General features: G+C 58.1%; 17 protein-coding genes. 16 read left to right on the top strand and 1 reads right to left on the bottom strand.

All coding sequences use genetic code 11. The features are described from left to right. Window positions 1-38: 38 nt before the first annotated feature. From ilvI to cra, 3 genes are all read left to right on the top strand, one after another. Window positions 39-1,757, top strand: coding sequence for an acetolactate synthase 3 large subunit (gene ilvI / locus CVE23_RS18920; protein ID WP_100850150.1), 1,719 nt, complete (start codon window positions 39-41; stop codon window positions 1,755-1,757). Between the two features lie 2 nt (window positions 1,758-1,759). Beyond that, window positions 1,760-2,251, top strand: a complete 492-nt coding sequence (gene ilvN / locus CVE23_RS18915; protein WP_013319477.1) for an acetolactate synthase small subunit — start codon at window positions 1,760-1,762, stop codon at window positions 2,249-2,251. Between the two features lie 243 nt (window positions 2,252-2,494). Then, complete coding sequence (gene cra / locus CVE23_RS18910; protein WP_038920230.1) at window positions 2,495-3,499, top strand: catabolite repressor/activator; 1,005 nt, start codon at window positions 2,495-2,497, stop codon at window positions 3,497-3,499. Window positions 3,500-3,792: 293 nt separating this feature from the next. Here the strand turns inward: cra and CVE23_RS18905 are convergent, their stop codons facing one another. Beyond that, on the bottom strand, window positions 3,793-4,254 hold the full coding sequence (locus tag CVE23_RS18905) for an L-alanine exporter AlaE (RefSeq protein ID WP_100850149.1): 462 nt from the start codon (window positions 4,252-4,254) through the stop codon (window positions 3,793-3,795). Window positions 4,255-5,120: 866 nt separating this feature from the next. On the opposite strand from CVE23_RS18905, the gene mraZ reads away from it, so the two are divergent. The 13 genes from mraZ (at window position 5,121) to ftsA (ending at window position 19,924) form a co-directional block, all read left to right on the top strand. Further along, window positions 5,121-5,579: a division/cell wall cluster transcriptional repressor MraZ gene (gene mraZ / locus CVE23_RS18900; RefSeq protein WP_012768364.1), complete on the top strand. Its 459-nt coding sequence runs from the start codon at window positions 5,121-5,123 to the stop codon at window positions 5,577-5,579. A 2-nt stretch (window positions 5,580-5,581) separates the two neighbouring features. Further along, on the top strand, window positions 5,582-6,523 hold the full coding sequence (rsmH, locus tag CVE23_RS18895) for a 16S rRNA (cytosine(1402)-N(4))-methyltransferase RsmH (RefSeq protein ID WP_038665692.1): 942 nt from the start codon (window positions 5,582-5,584) through the stop codon (window positions 6,521-6,523). Beyond that, window positions 6,520-6,843 (top strand): cell division protein FtsL, encoded by a 324-nt coding sequence (ftsL, locus tag CVE23_RS18890; RefSeq protein WP_013319471.1) that lies wholly within the window; start codon window positions 6,520-6,522, stop codon window positions 6,841-6,843. Before rsmH ends, ftsL begins: the two co-directional genes overlap by 4 nt. A 22-nt stretch (window positions 6,844-6,865) precedes the next feature. Further along, window positions 6,866-8,629 (top strand): peptidoglycan glycosyltransferase FtsI, encoded by a 1,764-nt coding sequence (locus CVE23_RS18885; RefSeq protein WP_038665695.1) that lies wholly within the window; start codon window positions 6,866-6,868, stop codon window positions 8,627-8,629. Then, on the top strand, window positions 8,616-10,100 hold the full coding sequence (murE, locus tag CVE23_RS18880) for a UDP-N-acetylmuramoyl-L-alanyl-D-glutamate--2,6-diaminopimelate ligase (protein WP_167389556.1): 1,485 nt from the start codon (window positions 8,616-8,618) through the stop codon (window positions 10,098-10,100). Before CVE23_RS18885 ends, murE begins: the two co-directional genes overlap by 14 nt. Further along, window positions 10,097-11,458, top strand: coding sequence for a UDP-N-acetylmuramoyl-tripeptide--D-alanyl-D-alanine ligase (gene murF, locus CVE23_RS18875; protein ID WP_038920227.1), 1,362 nt, complete (start codon window positions 10,097-10,099; stop codon window positions 11,456-11,458). Before murE ends, murF begins: the two co-directional genes overlap by 4 nt. Beyond that, a complete protein-coding gene (mraY, locus tag CVE23_RS18870; RefSeq protein WP_038665704.1) occupies window positions 11,452-12,534 on the top strand; it encodes a phospho-N-acetylmuramoyl-pentapeptide-transferase in 1,083 nt (360 codons plus the stop codon). Before murF ends, mraY begins: the two co-directional genes overlap by 7 nt. Before the next feature lie 3 nt (window positions 12,535-12,537). Continuing rightward, the gene (murD, locus tag CVE23_RS18865; RefSeq protein WP_100850147.1) at window positions 12,538-13,851 is read left to right on the top strand and encodes a UDP-N-acetylmuramoyl-L-alanine--D-glutamate ligase; all 1,314 of its coding nucleotides are present in this window, start codon (window positions 12,538-12,540) and stop codon (window positions 13,849-13,851) included. Then, complete coding sequence (gene ftsW / locus CVE23_RS18860; protein ID WP_038920225.1) at window positions 13,851-15,053, top strand: cell division protein FtsW; 1,203 nt, start codon at window positions 13,851-13,853, stop codon at window positions 15,051-15,053. The genes murD and ftsW overlap by 1 nt, the downstream gene beginning before the upstream one ends. Further along, window positions 15,050-16,141 carry an undecaprenyldiphospho-muramoylpentapeptide beta-N-acetylglucosaminyltransferase gene (gene murG / locus CVE23_RS18855; protein ID WP_100850146.1) on the top strand — a complete coding sequence of 364 codons (1,092 nt, stop codon included), beginning with the start codon at window positions 15,050-15,052 and terminating at the stop codon, window positions 16,139-16,141. Before ftsW ends, murG begins: the two co-directional genes overlap by 4 nt. Window positions 16,142-16,191: 50 nt before the next feature. Beyond that, window positions 16,192-17,652 carry a UDP-N-acetylmuramate--L-alanine ligase gene (gene murC, locus CVE23_RS18850; RefSeq protein ID WP_038920223.1) on the top strand — a complete coding sequence of 487 codons (1,461 nt, stop codon included), beginning with the start codon at window positions 16,192-16,194 and terminating at the stop codon, window positions 17,650-17,652. Between the two features lie 164 nt (window positions 17,653-17,816). After that, entirely contained in the window at window positions 17,817-18,671 is an 855-nt protein-coding gene (ftsQ, locus tag CVE23_RS18845) for a cell division protein FtsQ (protein WP_038920222.1), read from the top strand. Beyond that, window positions 18,668-19,924: a cell division protein FtsA gene (gene ftsA / locus CVE23_RS18840; RefSeq protein WP_013319461.1), complete on the top strand. Its 1,257-nt coding sequence runs from the start codon at window positions 18,668-18,670 to the stop codon at window positions 19,922-19,924. The genes ftsQ and ftsA overlap by 4 nt, the downstream gene beginning before the upstream one ends. Window positions 19,925-19,958: the final 34 nt, after the last annotated feature.

The following is a 19,958-nucleotide window of genomic DNA, read 5'->3' as shown; positions in this document are numbered from 1 at the left end:
ACAATTCGCATCTGAACAATAAAATAAGAGGCAAACCCATGGAGATGTTGTCAGGCGCCGAGATGGTGATTCGATCGCTGATCGATCAGGGCGTAAAACATGTGTTCGGCTATCCGGGCGGCGCGGTGCTGGATATTTATGATGCGCTACACACCGTCGGCGGCATAGAACACATTCTGGTGCGCCACGAGCAGGGCGCGGTGCATATGGCCGACGGTTACGCCAGAGCGACCGGCGAAGTGGGCGTGGTGCTGGTCACCTCCGGCCCGGGCGCCACCAACGCCATTACCGGCATCGCCACGGCGTATATGGATTCCATTCCGCTGGTGGTGATTTCCGGTCAGGTCGCCACCTCGCTGATTGGCTATGACGCCTTTCAGGAGTGCGACATGGTGGGGATTTCCCGCCCGGTGGTGAAGCACAGCTATCTGGTCAAACAGACCGAAGACATTCCCACCGTGCTGAAAAAAGCCTTCTATCTCGCGTCTACCGGCCGCCCCGGCCCGGTGGTGGTGGATTTGCCGAAAGACATTCTCAACCCGGCCAAAAAACTGCCTTATGCCTATCCCGATCAGGTCAGCCTGCGCTCCTATAACCCGACGGTGCAGGGCCATAAAGGCCAAATCAAACGCGCGTTGCAGACGTTGCTGGCCGCCGAGCGTCCGGTGATTTACAGCGGCGGCGGCGTGATCAACGCCAATTGCCATCAGGAACTGCGCGAACTGGCGGAAAAACTCAACCTGCCGGTGGCAAGCTCGCTGATGGGGTTGGGCGGTTTTCCGGGCACGCATCGCCAGAGTCTCGGTATGCTCGGCATGCACGGCACGTATGAAGCCAATATGGCGATGCACAACGCCGACGTGATTTTTGCCGTCGGGGTGCGTTTTGACGACCGAACCACCAATAACCTGACCAAGTACTGCCCGAACGCTACCATTTTGCATATCGATATCGACCCGGCGTCCATTTCCAAAACCGTGGCGGCGGATATCCCGATCGTCGGCGATGCCCGTCAGGTGCTTGGCCTGATGCTGGAACTGCTGGCGCAAGGGGAAGCGCAACAACAATTCGACGCGATGCGCGACTGGTGGTTGCGCATCGAACAGTGGCGCGCGCGTCAGTGCCTGAAATACAACACCGACGGCGACGCCATCAAACCGCAGGCGGTGATCGAAACCCTGCATCGTCTGACGGCAGGCAAGGCTTACGTGGCATCCGACGTGGGGCAGCACCAGATGTTCGCCGCGCTGTACTACCCGTTTGATTTGCCGCGCCGCTGGGTCAATTCCGGCGGCCTGGGCACTATGGGCTTCGGCCTGCCCGCCGCGCTCGGCATCAAGCTGGCGTTGCCGCAGGAAACGGTCATCTGCGTCACCGGCGACGGCAGTATCCAGATGAATATTCAGGAGTTGTCCACGGCGTTGCAGTATGACCTGCCGATTGTGGTAGTCAGCCTCAACAACCGCTTCCTCGGTATGGTGAAACAGTGGCAGGACATGATCTACTCCGGCCGTCACTCCAGTTCCTACATGGAATCCCTGCCGGATTTCGTCAAACTGGCGGAGGCTTACGGTCACGTCGGCATCACCATCGATACTCCGGATGAGCTGGAGCCGAAGCTGAAAGCGGCGCTGGAACAGAAAAACCGTCTGGTGTTCGTGGATGTGCGGGTGGACAGCAGCGAGCATGTCTATCCGATGCAGATCCGCGGCGGCGGGATGGATGAGATGTGGTTAAGCAAAACGGAGAGGACCTGATCATGCGTCGTATTTTGTCGGTATTGCTGGAGAACGAATCGGGTGCTCTGTCGCGCGTGATTGGCCTGTTTTCTCAACGCGGTTACAACATTGAAAGTCTGACCGTCGCCCCGACGGACGACCCAACCCTGTCGCGGATGACCATCCAGACGGTGGGCGACGAAAAAGTGCTGGAACAGATTGAAAAGCAACTGCACAAGCTGGTGGACGTGTTGCGGGTCAGCGAGCTGGGGCAAGGGGCCTACGTTGAACGCGAGCTGATGCTGGTCAAGCTGCAGGCTACCGGTTACGGCCGTGAAGAAGTTAAGCGCAGCGCGGAAATCTTCCGCGGGCAGATCGTCGATGTCACCGCATCGCTGTATACCGTGCAACTGGCGGGAACCAGCGAGAAGCTGGATGCGTTTCTCAATAGCGTGCGCGAAGTGGCGGAAATTGTTGAAGTCGCGCGCTCAGGCATCGTGGGCGTATCGCGCGGCGATCGCGTCATGCGCTGACGCCGTGCTGAAATTCGGCCATTTGTCTGATGGTTTGCTGATTTTCATACAGCAATACTGGCTTTTCTGATGGTAATATCTGGCCCGGCCATGACGCCGGGCTTTTCTGATCCTGATTGAAGTAAATAATAAAAGCGGTTGCCCGTCAGTGTTTTCTGCGCTTAGATCGGTATCATATCCACGGTTAATTCATGGTTATCGTTTCATTCTTTATTTTTTGTCCGGCTTATTAAGGGGTTGCCAGTGAAACTGGATGAAATCGCGCGTCTTGCTGGGGTTTCGCGTACAACGGCCAGTTACGTTATTAATGGTAAGGCGAAACAATATCGCGTAAGCGATAAGACCGTTGAGAAAGTGATGGCGGTAGTCAGGGAGCACAACTACCATCCGAACGCTGTCGCAGCCGGTCTGCGCGCCGGACGCACCCGTTCCATCGGGCTGGTTATTCCGGACCTGGAGAACACCAGTTATACCCGTATCGCCAATTATCTGGAGCGTCAGGCTCGTCAGCGCGGCTATCAATTGCTGATTGCGTGTTCTGAAGATCAACCCGATAACGAGATGCGCTGCATCGAGCATCTGCTGCAACGTCAGGTGGATGCGATTATCGTCTCAACGGCGCTGCCGCCGGAACATCCGTTTTACCAGCGCTGGGCTAATGATCCCCTGCCGGTGATCGCGCTCGATCGGGCGTTGGATCGCGAGCATTTCACCAGCGTGGTCGGCGCGGATATGGAAGACGCGGAGATGCTGGCGCAGGAGCTGCGCAAGGTGCCGGCGGAATCGGTGATGTACCTCGGCGCGCTACCGGAGTTGTCGGTCAGTTTCCTGCGCGAGCAGGGATTCCGACGCGCCTGGGAGGAAGATCCGCGTCAGGTGAATTACATCTATGCCAACAGCTATGAACGCAGCGCGGCGGCGGCGGTGTTTGAGGAATACCTGAAAACCAACCCGATGCCGCAGGCGTTGTTTACGACCTCGTTCCCGCTGCTGCAAGGGGTGATGGACGTGACGCTCAGACAGAGCGGACGCCTGCCGAACAATCTGGCTATCGCCACATTCGGCGATAATGAATTGCTGGATTTCCTGGAATGCCAGGTGTTGGCGGTGGCGCAGCGCCATCGTGAGGTGGCGGAGCGGGTGCTGGAGCTGGTGCTGGCGAGTCTGGATGAGCCGCGTAAACCGAAACCGGGTTTATACCGTATTCGTCGTAATCTCTATCGCCGCGGTTTTCTAAGCCGTCTCTGATCGTAAGCCGTTGCGGATCGCAAGTCGTTTCTGATCGGTAAGTCGTTTCTGAACGATAGCATGCGGCGCTGGAATAATTTTCTGTTCCACGCCGCATCGGATAATTCTTATTTTTTCCCCGCTTTTCTCTTCTTTTATATTTATACCCAAAATAATTCGAGTTGCAGGAAGACGGCAAGTGAGTGAATCGTGATGAGCTTACTCAGGTAAGTGATTCGGGTGAGCGAACGCAGCCAACACACCAGCAACGTGGAGTAGGACGGATATATTCCACAGCCGCTTGTTGCGCTGGATTAATGGCTGACAATTTGCGGACGAGCCGGAACGCCGACCCGGAACAGGCGACGGCAATATTCCAGAAAATAACCGTACGCCACGCCCATGAACATGGAAATTACCGCGTTGCTGGCAACCGCCTTCATGATTTGCGACGGCTCGGCGCCAATCGTCAGCAGAATGGCGGCATAAACCGGCGATTGAAAACTGACATAGGCAAACAGATCCGCCATATTTTTTCCCCAGCGTAAATCCGCGTTTAGGCGTAACGCCAGGGCAACGATGCGATCGCGATAAAGGCCGTAGGGCCAGGCAATGACGATATTGACCGGAATCGACAGCAGTCGGGAAGAGAGCGACTGCTGGAAGGTCATGCCGGACAGCAGGATTTCAATCGCCATGCCGGTCAGGAAGCAATACACCACCATAGCAACGGTATCGGCAACGATGCCACGCACGCGGAAAACGGGGGAAAACATATTGTATGGCTCCATGGTGAAGGATAATAACGTTGCTTGTGGCGTATTTTATTGGTGTTTAGTTTTGCTTTATTGCTTTGTTTGTAGTCTACATAACTATTTATTGCGTTTTAACTAGCTTAAAAAACTTATTTTTGCTCGTTTTTTGTTCAGTGGCGCAACTTTATGGTTGCAAATCGTCTTTTTCATTCGATTATCATGAGTTGGGTATTTAATTTTATATAAAACAACCAATTAATGAGATGCTGGCGATAGGAGGAAAAGCCGACCGGAAACGGCGTGGTTTGGAATGAAAAAGTTGCGGAACGGTAAAGTGCAAGTGAATGTGAATAATACTGGAAATAAATCCAGTTATTCTTTCTGACACTGATGAAACAGCGGGTTAATGTTTCAGACATGAATAGATAACCTGAGTTGAAGTAACCGACAGTGTGGTTCAGGTCAAAAAAATGGGATCCCGCGTCCAATAAATTCATTTTTCCCGTCATATTTTGTGCAGGCAGGAAAAATGACTTTTAAAAGTGCTTAAAAATCAGTCGATAAAAATATTTCGATATCGTATGAAGATTTAAGAAATACGTATCGAACTGTGACAGACAAAATAATATTGCACCGAATGAAAAATCCTATATCTTTATGCGCCTCCCCGAGAGCCATTAATTTTCCTTAAATAATCACAGCGTTAATCCTCATTATTTCTTCGTGGTGGTTTTTTTGCGGTTTTTTCACTCTCTGATTCGACGGGAAATAATGCCCGGGCGCATCCGTGCTGGCTTGACAAGCTTTTCATCCCCTCCGTAAACTCTCAAGAGTGGGGATTTGTGGGGCAAAGTGGTGAAAAAGGTCATGAAGGGTTAAATACTGTCATGTTTCGTGGGGCGACACTGGTCAACCTCGACAGTAAAGGACGGCTTGCCGTTCCCACCCGTTACCGGGACTTACTGAACGAGGAAGCTCAAGGGCAAATGGTATGCACCATTGACCTTCATCAGCCCTGCCTGCTGCTTTACCTGCTACCCGAATGGGAAATTATCGAACAGAAACTTTCTCGCCTGTCGAGTATGAACCCCGCTGAACGCCGTGTTCAGCGCCTGCTACTCGGGCATGCCAGCGAATGCCAGATGGATAACGCCGGAAGGATACTGATTGCATCTACGCTGCGGCAGCATGCGGGTCTTACGAAAGAAGTGATGCTGGTCGGCCAGTTCAACAAGTTTGAACTGTGGGATGAACAGACCTGGTATCGACAAGTCAAGGAAGATATTGACGCTGAGCAGTCAACTCAGGAGCCCTTATCTGAGCGGCTGCAGGACTTATCACTATAGTCATGGCAGAAACGTTTAAACACACCACCGTGTTGCTGGATGAAGCCGTCAACGGCCTGAACATTCGCAGCAACGGTATCTACATTGACGGTACGTTTGGCCGGGGTGGCCATTCCCGTCTCATTCTGTCCCGCCTTGGGCCGGAAGGCCGTTTGTTGGCCATCGATCGCGATCCGCAAGCTGTCGCGGTCGCCAATACCATTGATGATGCGCGTTTTTCCATCATTCACGGACCTTTTTCCGAACTGGCTGAGTATGTCGACGAGCGCGGGCTGACCGGAAAAATCGACGGCATCCTGCTGGATTTGGGCGTCTCTTCGCCTCAGCTCGACGATCCCGAACGGGGATTCTCGTTTATGCGCGACGGGCCGCTGGACATGCGCATGGACCCCACTCGGGGCCTGTCAGCGGCGGAATGGCTGATGAAAGCGGAAGCGGAAGACATCGCCTGGGTGCTGAAAACCTTCGGCGAAGAGCGTTTCGCCAAGCGCATCGCGCGCGCCATTGTGGAGCGTAACCGCGTCGAACCGTTGACCCGTACCAAAGCGCTGGCGGAATTGATCGCCGCCGCCAGCCCGATTCGCGAGAAGCACAAGCATCCGGCGACCCGTTCCTTCCAGGCCATTCGTATCTATATCAACAGCGAACTGGAAGAGATCGAGCGGGCGTTGGATGGCGCGCTGCAGGTGCTGGCGCCGGAAGGACGCTTGTCGGTGATCAGCTTCCATTCGCTGGAAGACCGGATTGTGAAACGCTTTATCCGCCAGCACAGCCGGGGGCCGCAGGTGCCCGCTGGTCTGCCGCTGACGGAAGAACAACTGCGTAGCCAGGGCGGCCAGACGCTCAAGGCGGCGGGCAAGATGATGCCGCCTGATGACGAAGTGGCGGAAAATCCGCGCGCGCGCAGTTCGGTGTTGCGCTTTGCCGAGAGACTGCCGTCGTGATCGGGAACGAGCGCCATTCGCTGGGCGGCGTGATTGGCGACGATCTGCTGCGACACGGAAAACTGCCGCTGTTGCTGCTGATAGCGGTGTTGGTGTCCGCCATTCTGGTGGTGACCACCGCGCACCGCACGCGCCTGCTGACGGCGGAGCGTGAGCGTCTGTTGCTGGAACGTGATGCGCTGGATATCGAGTGGCGCAACCTGATTCTGGAAGAGAATGCCCTGGGCGATCACAGCCGCGTCGAGCAGATCGCCACCGAGAAACTGCATATGGTGCACGTTGATCCTTCACAGGAAAATATTGTGGTTAAACAACAATGAATTGACAGGTATCGCCTAAATTATGAGAGCAGCGCGACCGGGAAAATTGAAGCGTCAGGAAGAACATGCCAGCTTTGTCAGCTGGCGTTTTGCGTTGCTTTGCGGCGGTATTCTGTTGTGCATGGTCGGGTTGATGTTGCGTGCGGCGTACCTGCAGGTGATCGCGCCCGACAAGCTGGTGCGTGAAGGCGACATGCGTTCCCTGCGCGTGCAGGAGATTCCGACCGCTCGCGGCATGATCAGCGATCGCGCCGGTCGCCCGCTGGCGGTGAGCGTGCCGGTTAACGCGGTCTGGGCCGACCCGAAAGACGTCAACGATCATGGCGGCATTTCACTGGATACCCGCTGGAAGGCGCTGGCGGATGCGCTGGGAATCCCGCTGGACCAAATCGCTTCTAAGGTGAACGCCAACCCGAACGGCCGTTTTGTCTATCTTGCCCGCCAGGTGAACCCGGCGATCGGCGAATACATCCACAAACTGAAACTGCCGGGCATCAATTTGCGGCAGGAATCTCGTCGTTACTATCCTTCCGGTCAGGTAACGTCGCATCTGATTGGTTTTACCAATATTGACGGCCAGGGGATTGAAGGCATCGAGAAGAGCTTCGATCGCTGGCTGACCGGCCGCCCCGGCGAGCGTACCGTGCGTAAAGACCGCTTTGGTCGGGTCATCGAAGACATTTCCTCGGTGGACAGTCAGGCGGCGCACAACCTGATGCTCAGTATCGATGAGCGCCTGCAGGCGCTGGTGTACCGCGAGCTGAACAACGCGGTGGCGTTCAATAAGGCCGAATCGGGCACCGCCGTACTGGTGGATGTGAACACCGGCGAAGTGCTGGCGATGGCCAACAGTCCCTCCTACAACCCGAACAACCTGACCGGCACGCCGACCGACGTGATTCGTAACCGCGCCATCACCGATATTTTCGAACCCGGTTCGACCGTGAAACCGATGGTGGTGATGACGGCGCTACAGCGCAACGTGGTCAAGGAAAATGCGGTGCTCAACACGTTGCCGTATTACATCAATGGCCATGAAATCAAGGACGTGGCGCGTTATAGCGAATTGACCCTGACCGGCGTGCTGCAGAAGTCCAGTAACGTCGGCGTATCGCATCTGGCGCTGGCGATGCCGGCTTCCGCGTTGGTGGACACTTACTCCCGTTTTGGTCTGGGCAAAGCCACCAATCTGGGGCTGGTGGGGGAAAGTCTGGGTCTGTACCCCAATCGCCAACGCTGGTCGGATATCGAGCGCGCGACGTTTTCGTTTGGCTACGGCCTGATGGTGACCCCGCTGCAACTGGCGCGTGTCTACGCCACCATCGGCAGCTTCGGCATTTATCGCCCGCTATCCATCACCAAAGTCGATCCGCCGGTGCCGGGCGAGCGCGTCTTTTCCGAACAGATTGTCCGTACCGTGGTGCACATGATGGAGAGCGTGGCGCTGCCTGGAGGCGGCGGCACCAAGGCGGCGGTGAAAGGCTATCGCATCGCGATTAAAACCGGTACGGCGAAAAAGGTCGGCCCGGACGGCAAGTACATCAACAAATATATCGCCTATACCGCCGGGGTGGCGCCGGCCAGTAACCCGCGCTTTGCGCTGGTAGTGGTCATTAACGACCCGCAGGCGGGGAAATACTACGGTGGCGCGGTGTCGGCGCCGGTCTTCGGGGCGATCATGGGCGGCGTACTGCGCACCATGAATATCGAACCGGATGCGTTGCCGACGGGTGAAAAAAGCGAGTTTGTAATCAACAGAAAAGAGGGTTCAGGTGACAGATCGTAACTTGCGCGATGTCCTGGCTCCGTGGGTGACCGATGCCCCGGAGCGCGCGCTGCGGGAAATGACATTAGACAGCCGCGTGGCGGCTGCCGGGGATCTGTTTGTGGCGATAGTCGGCCACAAGACGGATGGGCGGCACTATATTCCGCAGGCTATTGCGCAGGGCGTCGCGGCGGTTGTCGCACAGGCGGATGATGCCACGCCCGATGGCACCCTGACTGAAATGCACGGCGTACCGGTGATTTATCTGGGTAACCTGAACCAGCGTTTATCCGCGCTGGCAGGGCGCTTTTATCGCCAGCCATCGGCCTCGTTGCAACTGATCGGCGTTACCGGCACCAACGGCAAGACCACCACCACCCAGTTGCTGGCGCAGTGGAGTCAGGCGCTGGGCAAAACCAGCGCGGTGATGGGCACCGTCGGCAACGGCTTGCTGGGGCATGTGGTGCCGTCGGAAAACACTACCGGTTCGGCGGTGGATGTGCAGCAGATCCTGAGTCAGTTGGTGGAGCAAGGGGCGGATTTCGCCGCCATGGAAGTGTCTTCGCATGGGCTGGTGCAGCACCGGGTGGAGGCGCTGTCGTTCGCCGCCGCGGTATTTACCAACCTGAGTCGCGATCATCTTGATTATCACGGCGACATGGCGAATTACGAAGCGGCCAAATGGCGGCTGTTCGCCGAGCATCAGGTCGGGCAGAAAATCATTAACGCCGATGACAACGTTGGCCGTCGTTGGTTAAGCCGCCTGCCGGAAGCGGTGGCGGTGAGCGTGGCGGGCAAGATCGATGCCGGCCGGGCGCACTGGCTGAAAGCCACCCGTATCGATTATCACGACAGCGGTTTCACCGTGCAATTCGACTCCAACTGGGGCGCCGGTGAGATCAATAGCCGCCTGATGGGCGAGTTCAACGTCAGTAACCTGTTGCTGGCGCTGGCGACGCTGTTGTCGCTGGGCTATTCGCTGGAACAGCTGGTGAAGACCGGCTCTGCGCTGCAGCCGGTCTGCGGTCGAATGGAAGTTTTTCTTGCCGGCGGCCGGCCGACGGTGGTGGTGGATTACGCCCATACTCCGGACGCGCTGGAAAAAGCGCTGGCGGCGGCGCGTTTGCACTGCCGGGGCGTACTGTGGTGCGTATTCGGTTGCGGTGGCGATCGCGACAGAGGTAAGCGCCCACTAATGGGCGCGATTGCGGAACAGCTGGCGGATCGGGTGATTGTTACCGACGATAACCCGCGCAGCGAAGACCCGCAGGCGATTGTGACCGATATCCTGAGCGGATTGCTGGATGCGGGCCGGGTGCAGGTGATTGCCGGTCGGGCGGAAGCCGTCACCAGCGCGGTGATGCAGGCTGGCGCCGATGATGTGGTGCTGGTCGCAGGCAAAGGACACGAAGACTATCAGTTGGTAGGAAATGAGCGGTTGGATTATTCGGATCGCATTACTGTCGCGCGTCTGCTGGGGGTTATCGTATGATCAGCGTTTCGTTGCGGCAGTTGGCTGATGTGCTGGGCGCCCGGTTGGTGGGGGAAGACCTGATTATCAGCGAGGTGTCCACGGATACCCGTAAACTCACCGACGGCTGTCTGTTCGTCGCGTTGCGCGGGGAAAAATTTGACGCTCATGATTACGCGGCGGATGCCGTTAATCATGGGGCGGCCGCGTTATTGGTAAGTAAGCGCTTACCAATAGAAGTGCCGCAACTGGTGGTGGATGATACGCGTCTGGCGCTGGGTTCGATGGCGGGCTGGGTGCGGCAGCAAAGCCGGGCGCGCGTAGTGGCGCTGACCGGTTCATCGGGAAAAACCTCCGTCAAGGAAATGACCGCGGCGATTTTGCGTCAGTGCGGCAACGTGCTGTATACCGCCGGTAATTTCAACAACGATATCGGCGTGCCGCTGACGCTGTTCCGCCTGACGCCGGAGCATGATTACGCGGTGATTGAGCTGGGCGCCAACCATATCGGCGAGATTGCTTACACCACGGCGATGGTGCGCCCGGAAGCGGCGCTGGTGAATAACCTGGCCGCCGCTCATCTGGAAGGATTTGGTTCGCTCGAAGGCGTGGCGCAGGCTAAAGGCGAAATCTTTAGCGGCTTGCCGGCTCAGGGCGTGGCGATCCTCAATGCCGACAGCCACGATGAGGCGCGCTGGCACGATGCGCTGACCGGGAAAACCCTGTGGCGCTTTTCGCCGCAGGCGCGCGCGGGCGTCGATTTTTACGCCAGCGATGTCAGCATCAGCGAGCGTGGGACCGATTTCGTGCTGCATACGCCGGCAGGCAATATCGCGGTGACCTTGCCGCTGCCGGGGCGGCATAACATCGCCAACGCGCTGGCGGCGGCGGCGCTGTCGCTGGCGGTAGGCGCGTCGCTGGCTGCGGTGAAGGCCGGACTGGCGCAATTGCAGGCTGTGCCGGGGCGGTTGTTCCCGATTGCGCTGGCGCCTGGAAAATTGCTGCTGGACGACAGTTACAACGCCAACGTCGGGTCAATGACCGCGGCGGCGCAGGTGCTGGCGGAGATGCCGGGCTACCGGGTGATGGTGGTCGGCGATATGGCCGAACTGGGCCAGAATGCGCAGGCGTGTCACCGTCAGGTGGGCGAGGCGGCCCGCAAGGCAAACATTGAGAAAGTATTGAGCGTAGGCGTGCTGAGCGCGCTTATCGGCGACGCCAGCGGCGCAGGCGAGCATTTTGACAATAAAACTGCGTTGATCGCCCGTTTGCGGGCGTTGGTGGCACAGCACAATACCATTACCGTTTTAATTAAAGGTTCACGCAGCGCTGCGATGGAACAGGTAGTACACGCATTACAGGAGAATGCCACATGTTAGTTTGGCTGGCCGAGCATCTGGTCAAGTTTTATTCCGGCTTTAACGTCTTTTCGTATTTGACGTTCCGGGCCATTGTCAGCCTGCTGACGGCGTTAATCATTTCCCTGTGGATGGGACCGCATCTGATCGCCTGGCTGCAACGCCTGCAAATCGGTCAGGTGGTGCGTAACGAAGGGCCGGAGTCCCATTTCAGCAAACGCGGCACGCCGACTATGGGCGGGGTGATGATTCTGGCGTCGATCATTATTTCGGTGCTGTTGTGGGTCAACCTGGCTAACCCGTATGTCTGGTGCGTGCTGCTGGTGCTGGTGGGTTACGGCATCGTCGGGTTTGTGGATGACTACCGCAAGGTGGTGCGTAAGGACACCCGCGGGCTGATTGCCCGCTGGAAGTACTTCTGGCAGTCGGTACTGGCGCTGGCAGTCGCGTTTTCCATGTACGCGATTGGCAAGGATACGCCAGCGACGCAGCTGGTGGTGCCGTTCTTTAAGGACGTGATGCCGCAACTGGGCCTGATGTACATCGTGCTGGCCTATTTCGTGATTGTCGGCACCAGCAACGCCGTCAACCTCACCGATGGTCTGGACGGGTTGGCCATCATGCCGACGGTGTTTGTGGCGGTCGGTTTCGCGCTGGTGGCCTGGGCGACCGGCAACATGAATTTCGCCAGCTACCTGCACATTCCGTATATCCGGCATGCCAGCGAGCTGGTGGTGGTGTGTACCGCGATTGTCGGCGCCGGTCTCGGTTTTCTGTGGTTTAACACCTATCCGGCGCAGGTGTTTATGGGTGATGTCGGATCGCTGGCGCTGGGTGGCGCGCTGGGCACCATCGCGGTGCTGCTGCGTCAGGAGTTCCTGTTGGTGATCATGGGCGGGGTGTTTGTGGTGGAAACCCTGTCCGTGATTTTGCAGGTGGGTTCCTTCAAGCTGCGCGGCCAGCGGATTTTCCGTATGGCGCCGATCCACCATCACTACGAACTTAAGGGGTGGCCGGAGCCGCGGGTGATCGTGCGGTTCTGGATTATTTCGCTGATGCTGATGCTCATCGGTCTGGTAACGCTCAAGGTACGGTAAAAAATGGACTATCAGGGTAGAAAGGTTGTCATTATCGGGTTAGGGCTGACAGGGCTCTCCTGTGTTGATTTTTTCCTTGCACGCGGGGTGGTGCCGCGCGTGGTGGATACCCGTATTAGTCCGCCGGGCCTGGATAAACTGCCTGAGTCCGTTGAGCGTCATCTGGGTAGCCTTAATGATGAGTGGCTGCTGTCCGCCGATTTAATCGTCGCCAGTCCGGGTATTGCGCTGGCGACGCCGATCCTGTGCGAGGCGGCGGAAGCCGGCATTGAAATTATCGGCGATATCGAACTGTTCTGTCGCGAAGCGCAGGCGCCGATCGTCGCTATCACCGGGTCCAACGGTAAAAGCACCGTTACCACGCTGGTGGGTGAAATGGCGCGTGCGGCCGGTTGGGCCGTTGGCGTAGGCGGCAACATCGGCGTACCGGCGCTGGAGCTGCTCAAGCAGGAAAGCCAGCTGTATGTGCTGGAGCTGTCGAGCTTCCAGTTGGAAACCACTTACAGCCTGCACGCCGCCGCCGCCACGATCCTCAACGTTACCGAGGATCACACCAACCGCTACCCGTTGGGGCTGCAGCAGTACCGCGCCGCCAAATTGCGCATTTATGAAAACGCCAAAGTCTGCATTGTGAACGCGGACGACGCCCTGACCATGCCGGTGCGCGGCGCCGACGCGCGTTGCCTGAGTTTCGGCGTGGATGTGGGCGATTACCACCTGAACCGGCAGCAGGGTGAAACCTGGCTGCGGGTGAAAGGCGAGCGGGTGCTGAATACCCGCGAAATCAAACTGGTCGGTCAGCACAACTACACCAATGCGCTGGCTGCGCTGGCGCTGGCGGACGCTGTGGGCATTCCCCGCTCGTCGGCCCTGATCGCGCTGACTACCTTTACCGGCCTGCCGCACCGTTTCCAACTAGTGCTGGCGCGTCATGACGTGCGCTGGGTCAATGATTCCAAGGCTACCAATGTCGGCAGCACCGAGGCGGCGCTGAGCGGGCTGCATGTCGATGGCACGCTGCATCTGCTGCTGGGCGGCGACGGGAAATCAGCGGATTTCTCTCCGTTGCTGCGTTACCTGCAAGGCGACAGCATTCGTCTGTACTGCTTTGGCCGTGATGGCGGGCAACTGGCGGCGCTGCGTCCGGAAATCGCCGAGCAGACCGAAACCATGGAGCAGGCGATGCGTCTTATCGCCGGCCGCACCCAGCCGGGTGACATGGTGTTGCTGTCGCCGGCTTGCGCCAGTCTCGATCAGTTCCGCAGTTTCGAACAGCGCGGCGACGAGTTCGCTCGCCTGGCGGAGGAGCTGGGATAATGCGTTTTATCGGGGCCGGCATAGTCGAACGTCTGAAAAGCTGGGTGATGGGGACGCGTGAAAGCGACAACCTCAGCACCGTGCTGTATGACCGGACGCTGCTGTGGTTGACCCTGGGGCTGGCGGTGATCGGCTTTGTGATGGTGACCTCGGCGTCGATGCCGGTCGGGCAGCGGCTGGCCAGCGATCCCTTTTTATTCGCCAAGCGCGATGCGCTGTATCTGGGGCTGGCGTTTGGTTTGTCGCTGGTCACCATGCGGGTACCGATGGAGGTCTGGCAGCGTTACAGCGTGGTATTGCTGCTGGCGTCGATAGTGATGCTGTTGATCGTGCTGGTAGTGGGCAGCTCGGTTAACGGGGCGTCACGCTGGATTTCTCTCGGTCCGCTGCGTATTCAGCCGGCAGAGTTATCGAAGTTGTCGTTGTTTTGCTACCTCTCCAGCTACATGGTGCGCAAAGTCGAAGAGGTACGAAATAACTTCTGGGGCTTTTGCAAGCCGATGGGCGTGATGGTGGTGCTGGCGGTGCTACTGCTGGCTCAGCCGGACCTCGGTACGGTGGTGGTGCTGTTCATCACCACGCTGGCGATGTTGTTTCTGGCCGGAGCAAAACTGTGGCAGTTCCTGGCGATCATCGGTTGTGGCATCTTCGCCGTCGGGTTGCTGATTATCGCAGAGCCGTACCGCGTGCGCCGCGTGACGTCGTTCTGGAATCCGTGGGACGACCCGTTCGGCAGCGGCTATCAGTTGACCCAGTCGTTGATGGCGTTTGGCCGCGGCGAACTGTGGGGGCAAGGGCTCGGCAATTCCATCCAGAAACTGGAATATCTGCCGGAAGCGCATACCGACTTCATTTTCTCCATTCTGGGGGAGGAACTGGGCTATATCGGTGTGGTTTTGGCGTTGTTAATGATATTCTTCGTCGCTTTTCGGGCGATGTCGATAGGAAGACGGGCGCTGGAAATCGATCAGCGTTTTTCGGGCTTTCTGGCCTGCTCCATCGGTATCTGGTTCAGTTTTCAGACTCTGGTGAATGTCGGCGCGGCCGCGGGCATGTTGCCGACAAAAGGGCTGACATTGCCGCTGATCAGCTACGGCGGTTCCAGTCTGTTGATTATGTCGACGGCTATCGTGTTGTTGCTGCGAATTGATTATGAAACGCGCCTGACCAAAGCGCAGGCGTTTACGAGAGGTGCCCGATGAGTGGCGAAGGCAAGCGTTTGATGGTGATGGCCGGCGGTACCGGCGGGCATGTGTTCCCCGGTCTGGCGGTGGCGCATCATCTGATGGCGCAGGGCTGGCAGGTGCGCTGGCTGGGCACGGCCGACCGGATGGAAGCGGATCTGGTGCCGAAACACGGCATCGACATCGACTTTATCCGTATTTCCGGTCTGCGCGGCAAAGGATTGGCGGCATTGGTGCTGGCGCCGGTGCGTATCTTTCGGGCGGTGCGGCAGGCGCAGGCGATTATGCGCCGCTATCAGCCGGACGTTGTGCTGGGGATGGGCGGTTATGTGTCCGGCCCCGGCGGTCTGGCTGCCTGGCTGTGCGGCATCCCGGTGGTTTTGCACGAGCAAAACGGTATCGCCGGGTTGACCAACCGCTGGCTGTCGCGCATCGCCAAAAAAGTATTACAGGCATTCCCGGGGGCGTTTCCTCACGCGGATGTGGTGGGAAATCCGGTGCGTACCGATGTGCTGGCGCTGCCGTCGCCGACGGAACGACTGGCTGAGCGCAGCGGCCCGGTGCGGGTGTTGGTGGTTGGCGGAAGCCAGGGCGCGCGAGTGCTGAATCAAACCCTGCCCGGCGTAGCGGCGCGGTTGCATGACGCCGTTACCATCTGGCACCAAACCGGCAAAGGCGCTCAGGCGGAAGTAGAGGCTGCTTATGCGCAAGCCGGTCAGCCGCAGCACCGGATTACCGAGTTTATCGACGACATGGCGGCGGCGTATGCCTGGGCCGATGTGGTGGTGTGCCGCTCCGGCGCGCTAACCGTCAGCGAGATTGCCGCGGCCGGGTTGCCGGCGTTGTTTGTGCCGTTCCAGCATAAGGATCGGCAGCAGTACTGGAATGCGTTGCCGTTGGAACAGGCGGGCGCCGCAAAGATTATCGAACAGGCCGACCTCAGCGTGGACGCGATAAGCGAGGTGTTGTCGGCCTGGGATCGCGCCACGTTACGCGATATGGCGCAAAAAGCCCGAACCGTGGCGATTCCCGATGCGACGGAACGGGTGGCGGCCGAAGTCGCGGCGGCGGCGATGCAGCGGGCGGCTCACGCTGTCCGGAATTAATGATAATGGCCGGCAATAGCCGGCGTTGATGTAGGTTGCGATAGAAGATAGTGAATACTCAAGAACTGGCGAAACTGCGTTCAATCGTGCCCGAGATGCACCGCGTCCGGCACATCCATTTTGTTGGCATCGGTGGTGCCGGCATGGGCGGTATCGCCGAAGTCCTGGCTAACGAGGGCTATCAGATCAGCGGTTCTGATCTGGCGCCCAACGCCGTGACGCAGCAATTGACCGATCTGGGCGCCCAGATCTATTTCCACCATCGCCCGGAAAATGTGAACGAAGCGAGCGTGGTGGTGGTATCCAGCGCGATTACGGCGGATAACCCGGAGATTATCGCGGCACATGAGGCCCGTATTCCGGTGATTCGCCGGGCAGAGATGCTGGCAGAATTGATGCGCTTTCGTCATGGCATCGCCATCGCCGGGACACATGGCAAGACCACGACCACGGCGATGGTGACCAGTATCTACGCCGAAGCGGGGCTGGATCCGACGTTCGTCAACGGCGGGCTGGTCAAAGCCGCGGGGACGCACGCCCGGTTAGGGTCGAGCCGTTACCTGATTGCGGAAGCGGACGAGAGCGATGCGTCGTTCCTGCATTTGCAGCCGATGGTGGCGATTGTGACCAACATCGAAGCCGACCATATGGACACGTATCAGGGCGATTTTGAGAACCTCAAGCAGACGTTCATCAACTTCCTGCATAACCTGCCGTTTTACGGCCATGCGGTGATGTGCCTGGATGACGCGGTGATTCGGGAACTGTTGCCGAAAGTGGGGCGTCACATCACCACTTATGGTTTCAGCGACGATGCGGATGTGCGGGTGGCTGACTACCGGCAGGTCGGGGCGCAGGGGCTGTTTACGCTGGCGCGTCAGGGCAAACCGCTGCTGAATGTGACGCTGAACGCGCCGGGCCGCCACAATGCGCTGAATGCCGCGGCGGCGGTAGCGGTGGCGACGGAAGAAGGTATTGACGACGACGCGATTCTGCGAGCGCTGGCTCGCTTTCAGGGAACGGGGCGTCGGTTTGATTTTCTGGGCGAATTCCCGCTACAGCCGGTCAACGGCAAAAGCGGCAGCGCCATGCTGGTGGATGATTACGGGCACCACCCGACGGAAGTGGACGCCACCATCAAGGCGGCGCGCGCCGGCTGGCCGGATAAACGCCTGGTGATGATTTTTCAGCCGCATCGCTATACCCGCACGCGGGATCTGTACGATGACTTCGCGCACGTACTGTCCCAGGTGGATGTGCTGCTGATGCTGGATGTGTATCCGGCCGGCGAAGCGCCGATTCCGGGAGCGGACAGCCGGTCGCTGTGTCGCACCATTCGCGGACGCGGCAAAATCGACCCGATCATGGTGCCGGATGTGGAGACGCTGCCTGAATTGCTGGCGCAGGCGCTGCAGGGCGATGATCTGGTGCTGGTTCAGGGCGCCGGCAACATTGGCAAACTGGCGCGTCGGCTGGCGGAAAATCGTCTGCAGGCGAAGACCAAAGACTGAGAACAGGATGACTGAGCACGTGATGGTAGTGATGAAACGCACCCACGCTGACCACGACGAAACCGGCCGATGGCCGGCTGAGGTTCGGTGCGCCGACGTTTCGCGCTCAGTCCAGACAGACAACGGTTACCGCCGCGTATCTGTTGTGGAGTTGGCTGATTAGTATGTCGCAGGCGGCGTTGAATACACGCGGACGTGAGCAGGAAAAGGGCGCACGACGCAGCAATGGCAGTCAGCTGGCGGGGATTTTTTTCCTGCTGATGGTGGCCGGCACCATCCTGTGGGGAAGCTGGATGGTGCTGGGTTGGATGAAAGATGCCAGCCGTCTGCCGCTGTCCAGACTGGTGGTGACCGGCGAGCGACACTACACCACCAATGACGATATTCGCCAGGCGATTTTGTCGCTGGGCTCGCCGGGGACGTTCATGACGCAGGATGTGAATGTCATCCAGCAGCAGATCGAGCGCCTGCCCTGGATTAAACAGGCCAGCGTACGTAAGCAGTGGCCGGACGAATTAAAGATTCATCTGGTTGAATACGTTCCGTTTGCGCGCTGGAATGACCAGCTCATGGTTGACAGCGAGGGTAACACCTTCAGCGTGCCGGCTGAGCGCATCGGCAACAAAAAAATGCCGATGTTGTACGGTCCGGAGGGCGGTGAAGAAGACGTGCTGGAGGGGTATCGCGAGATGAACCAGGTACTGGCGGCAGGCAAGTTCACGGTGAAGATGGTGGCGATGACCGCGCGCCATTCATGGCAGGTTGGGCTGGACGATGATATCCGCCTCGATCTGGGACGTGATGACAGAAGTCGGCGTCTGGCGCGTTTTTTGGAGATCTATCCGTTGTTGCAGCGGCAGGCCCAGAATGAAAACAAGCGGGTTAACTACGTGGATTTGCGCTATGAAACCGGCGCAGCGGTAGGTTGGAGCCCGGCATTTATTGATCAGCAAAAAGACATTGATCAGCAAAAGAACGGTAATCAGCAACAAAATCAGGCACAGGCTAAACAGCAATGATCAAGTCGACGGACAGAAAACTGGTAGTTGGGCTGGAAATCGGTACAGCAAAGGTGGCTGCGCTGGTAGGTGAAGTTCTGCCAGATGGCATGATCAATATCATCGGTGTGGGAAGCTGCCCGTCACGGGGCATGGATAAAGGCGGCGTTAACGATCTGGAATCGGTGGTCAAGTGCGTTCAGCGCGCCATCGATCAGGCCGAACTGATGGCTGATTGCCAGATTTCATCCGTGTATCTGGCGTTGTCCGGTAAGCACATCAGCTGCCAGAACGAGATCGGCATGGTGCCTATCTCCGAAGAAGAAGTCACGCAGGACGATGTCGAAAGCGTGGTGCATACGGCCAAATCTGTCCGGGTCCGTGATGAGCACCGTATTCTGCATGTGATCCCGCAGGAATACGCCATCGATTATCAGGAAGGGATTAAAAATCCGGTCGGGCTGTCTGGCGTGCGGATGCAGGCCAAGGTGCACCTGATCACCTGTCATAACGACATGGCGAAGAACATTGTTAAAGCGGTGGAGCGTTGCGGTCTGAAGGTGGATCAACTGATTTTCGCCGGGCTGGCATCGAGTTATGCGGTGCTGACTGAAGACGAGCGCGAACTGGGCGTGTGCGTAGTGGATATCGGCGGCGGCACCATGGATATGGCGGTGTATACCGGCGGCGCGCTGCGTCACACAAAAGTGATTCCTTATGCTGGTAACGTAGTCACCAGCGATATAGCCTATGCGTTTGGCACGCCGCCCACGGATGCGGAAGCGATCAAGGTACGTTACGGTTGCGCGCTCGGTTCCATCGTCAGCAAAGATGAAACCGTAGAAGTGCCGAGCGTCGGCGGTCGTCCGCCGCGTAGTCTGCAGCGTCAGACGTTGGCGGAGGTGATTGAGCCTCGCTATACCGAGTTATTGAATCTGGTGAATGACGAGCTGTTGCAGTTGCAGGAACAGCTGCGCCAGCAGGGCGTGAAGCATCATCTGGCGGCCGGCATCGTGCTGACCGGCGGTGCGGCGCAGATTGACGGTCTGGCGGCCTGCGCGCAGCGCGTGTTCCACACGCAGGTGCGCATCGGCCAGCCGCTGAATATCACCGGATTAACGGATTATGCGCAGGAGCCCTATTACTCGACAGCAGTGGGGCTGCTGCATTACGGCAAAGAGTCTCATCTGAGTGGCGAACACGAGGTTGAGAAACGCGCCTCAGTCAGCAACTGGTTTAAACGCCTGAACAGCTGGCTGAGAAAAGAATTTTGACGGTTATCAAAAGAGATCATTTAGCACGACTTTT

The organism is Dickeya fangzhongdai (assembly GCF_002812485.1).
Classification (GTDB): Bacteria; Pseudomonadota; Gammaproteobacteria; order Enterobacterales; family Enterobacteriaceae; genus Dickeya; species Dickeya fangzhongdai.
The sequence above is the reverse complement of the archived record's forward strand: the minus strand, read 5'-3'. Positions and strand labels throughout refer to the sequence as shown.

Bases quoted from the DNA above. Each gene is read 5' to 3' on its own strand.
- murG (WP_100850146.1), top strand. From the start codon at position 15,050: ATGAGTGGCGAAGGCAAGCGTTTGATGGTGATGGCCGGCGGTACCGGC.
- mraY (WP_038665704.1), top strand. From the start codon at position 11,452: ATGTTAGTTTGGCTGGCCGAGCATCTGGTCAAGTTTTATTCCGGCTTT.
- ilvI (WP_100850150.1), top strand. From the start codon at position 39: ATGGAGATGTTGTCAGGCGCCGAGATGGTGATTCGATCGCTGATCGAT.
- CVE23_RS18905 (WP_100850149.1), bottom strand. From the start codon at position 4,254: ATGTTTTCCCCCGTTTTCCGCGTGCGTGGCATCGTTGCCGATACCGTT.
- murD (WP_100850147.1), top strand. From the start codon at position 12,538: ATGGACTATCAGGGTAGAAAGGTTGTCATTATCGGGTTAGGGCTGACA.
- ftsA (WP_013319461.1), top strand. From the start codon at position 18,668: ATGATCAAGTCGACGGACAGAAAACTGGTAGTTGGGCTGGAAATCGGT.
- mraZ (WP_012768364.1), top strand. From the start codon at position 5,121: ATGTTTCGTGGGGCGACACTGGTCAACCTCGACAGTAAAGGACGGCTT.
- ftsQ (WP_038920222.1), top strand. From the start codon at position 17,817: ATGTCGCAGGCGGCGTTGAATACACGCGGACGTGAGCAGGAAAAGGGC.
- murF (WP_038920227.1), top strand. From the start codon at position 10,097: ATGATCAGCGTTTCGTTGCGGCAGTTGGCTGATGTGCTGGGCGCCCGG.
- ilvN (WP_013319477.1), top strand. From the start codon at position 1,760: ATGCGTCGTATTTTGTCGGTATTGCTGGAGAACGAATCGGGTGCTCTG.
- ftsW (WP_038920225.1), top strand. From the start codon at position 13,851: ATGCGTTTTATCGGGGCCGGCATAGTCGAACGTCTGAAAAGCTGGGTG.
- CVE23_RS18885 (WP_038665695.1), top strand. From the start codon at position 6,866: ATGAGAGCAGCGCGACCGGGAAAATTGAAGCGTCAGGAAGAACATGCC.
- rsmH (WP_038665692.1), top strand. From the start codon at position 5,582: ATGGCAGAAACGTTTAAACACACCACCGTGTTGCTGGATGAAGCCGTC.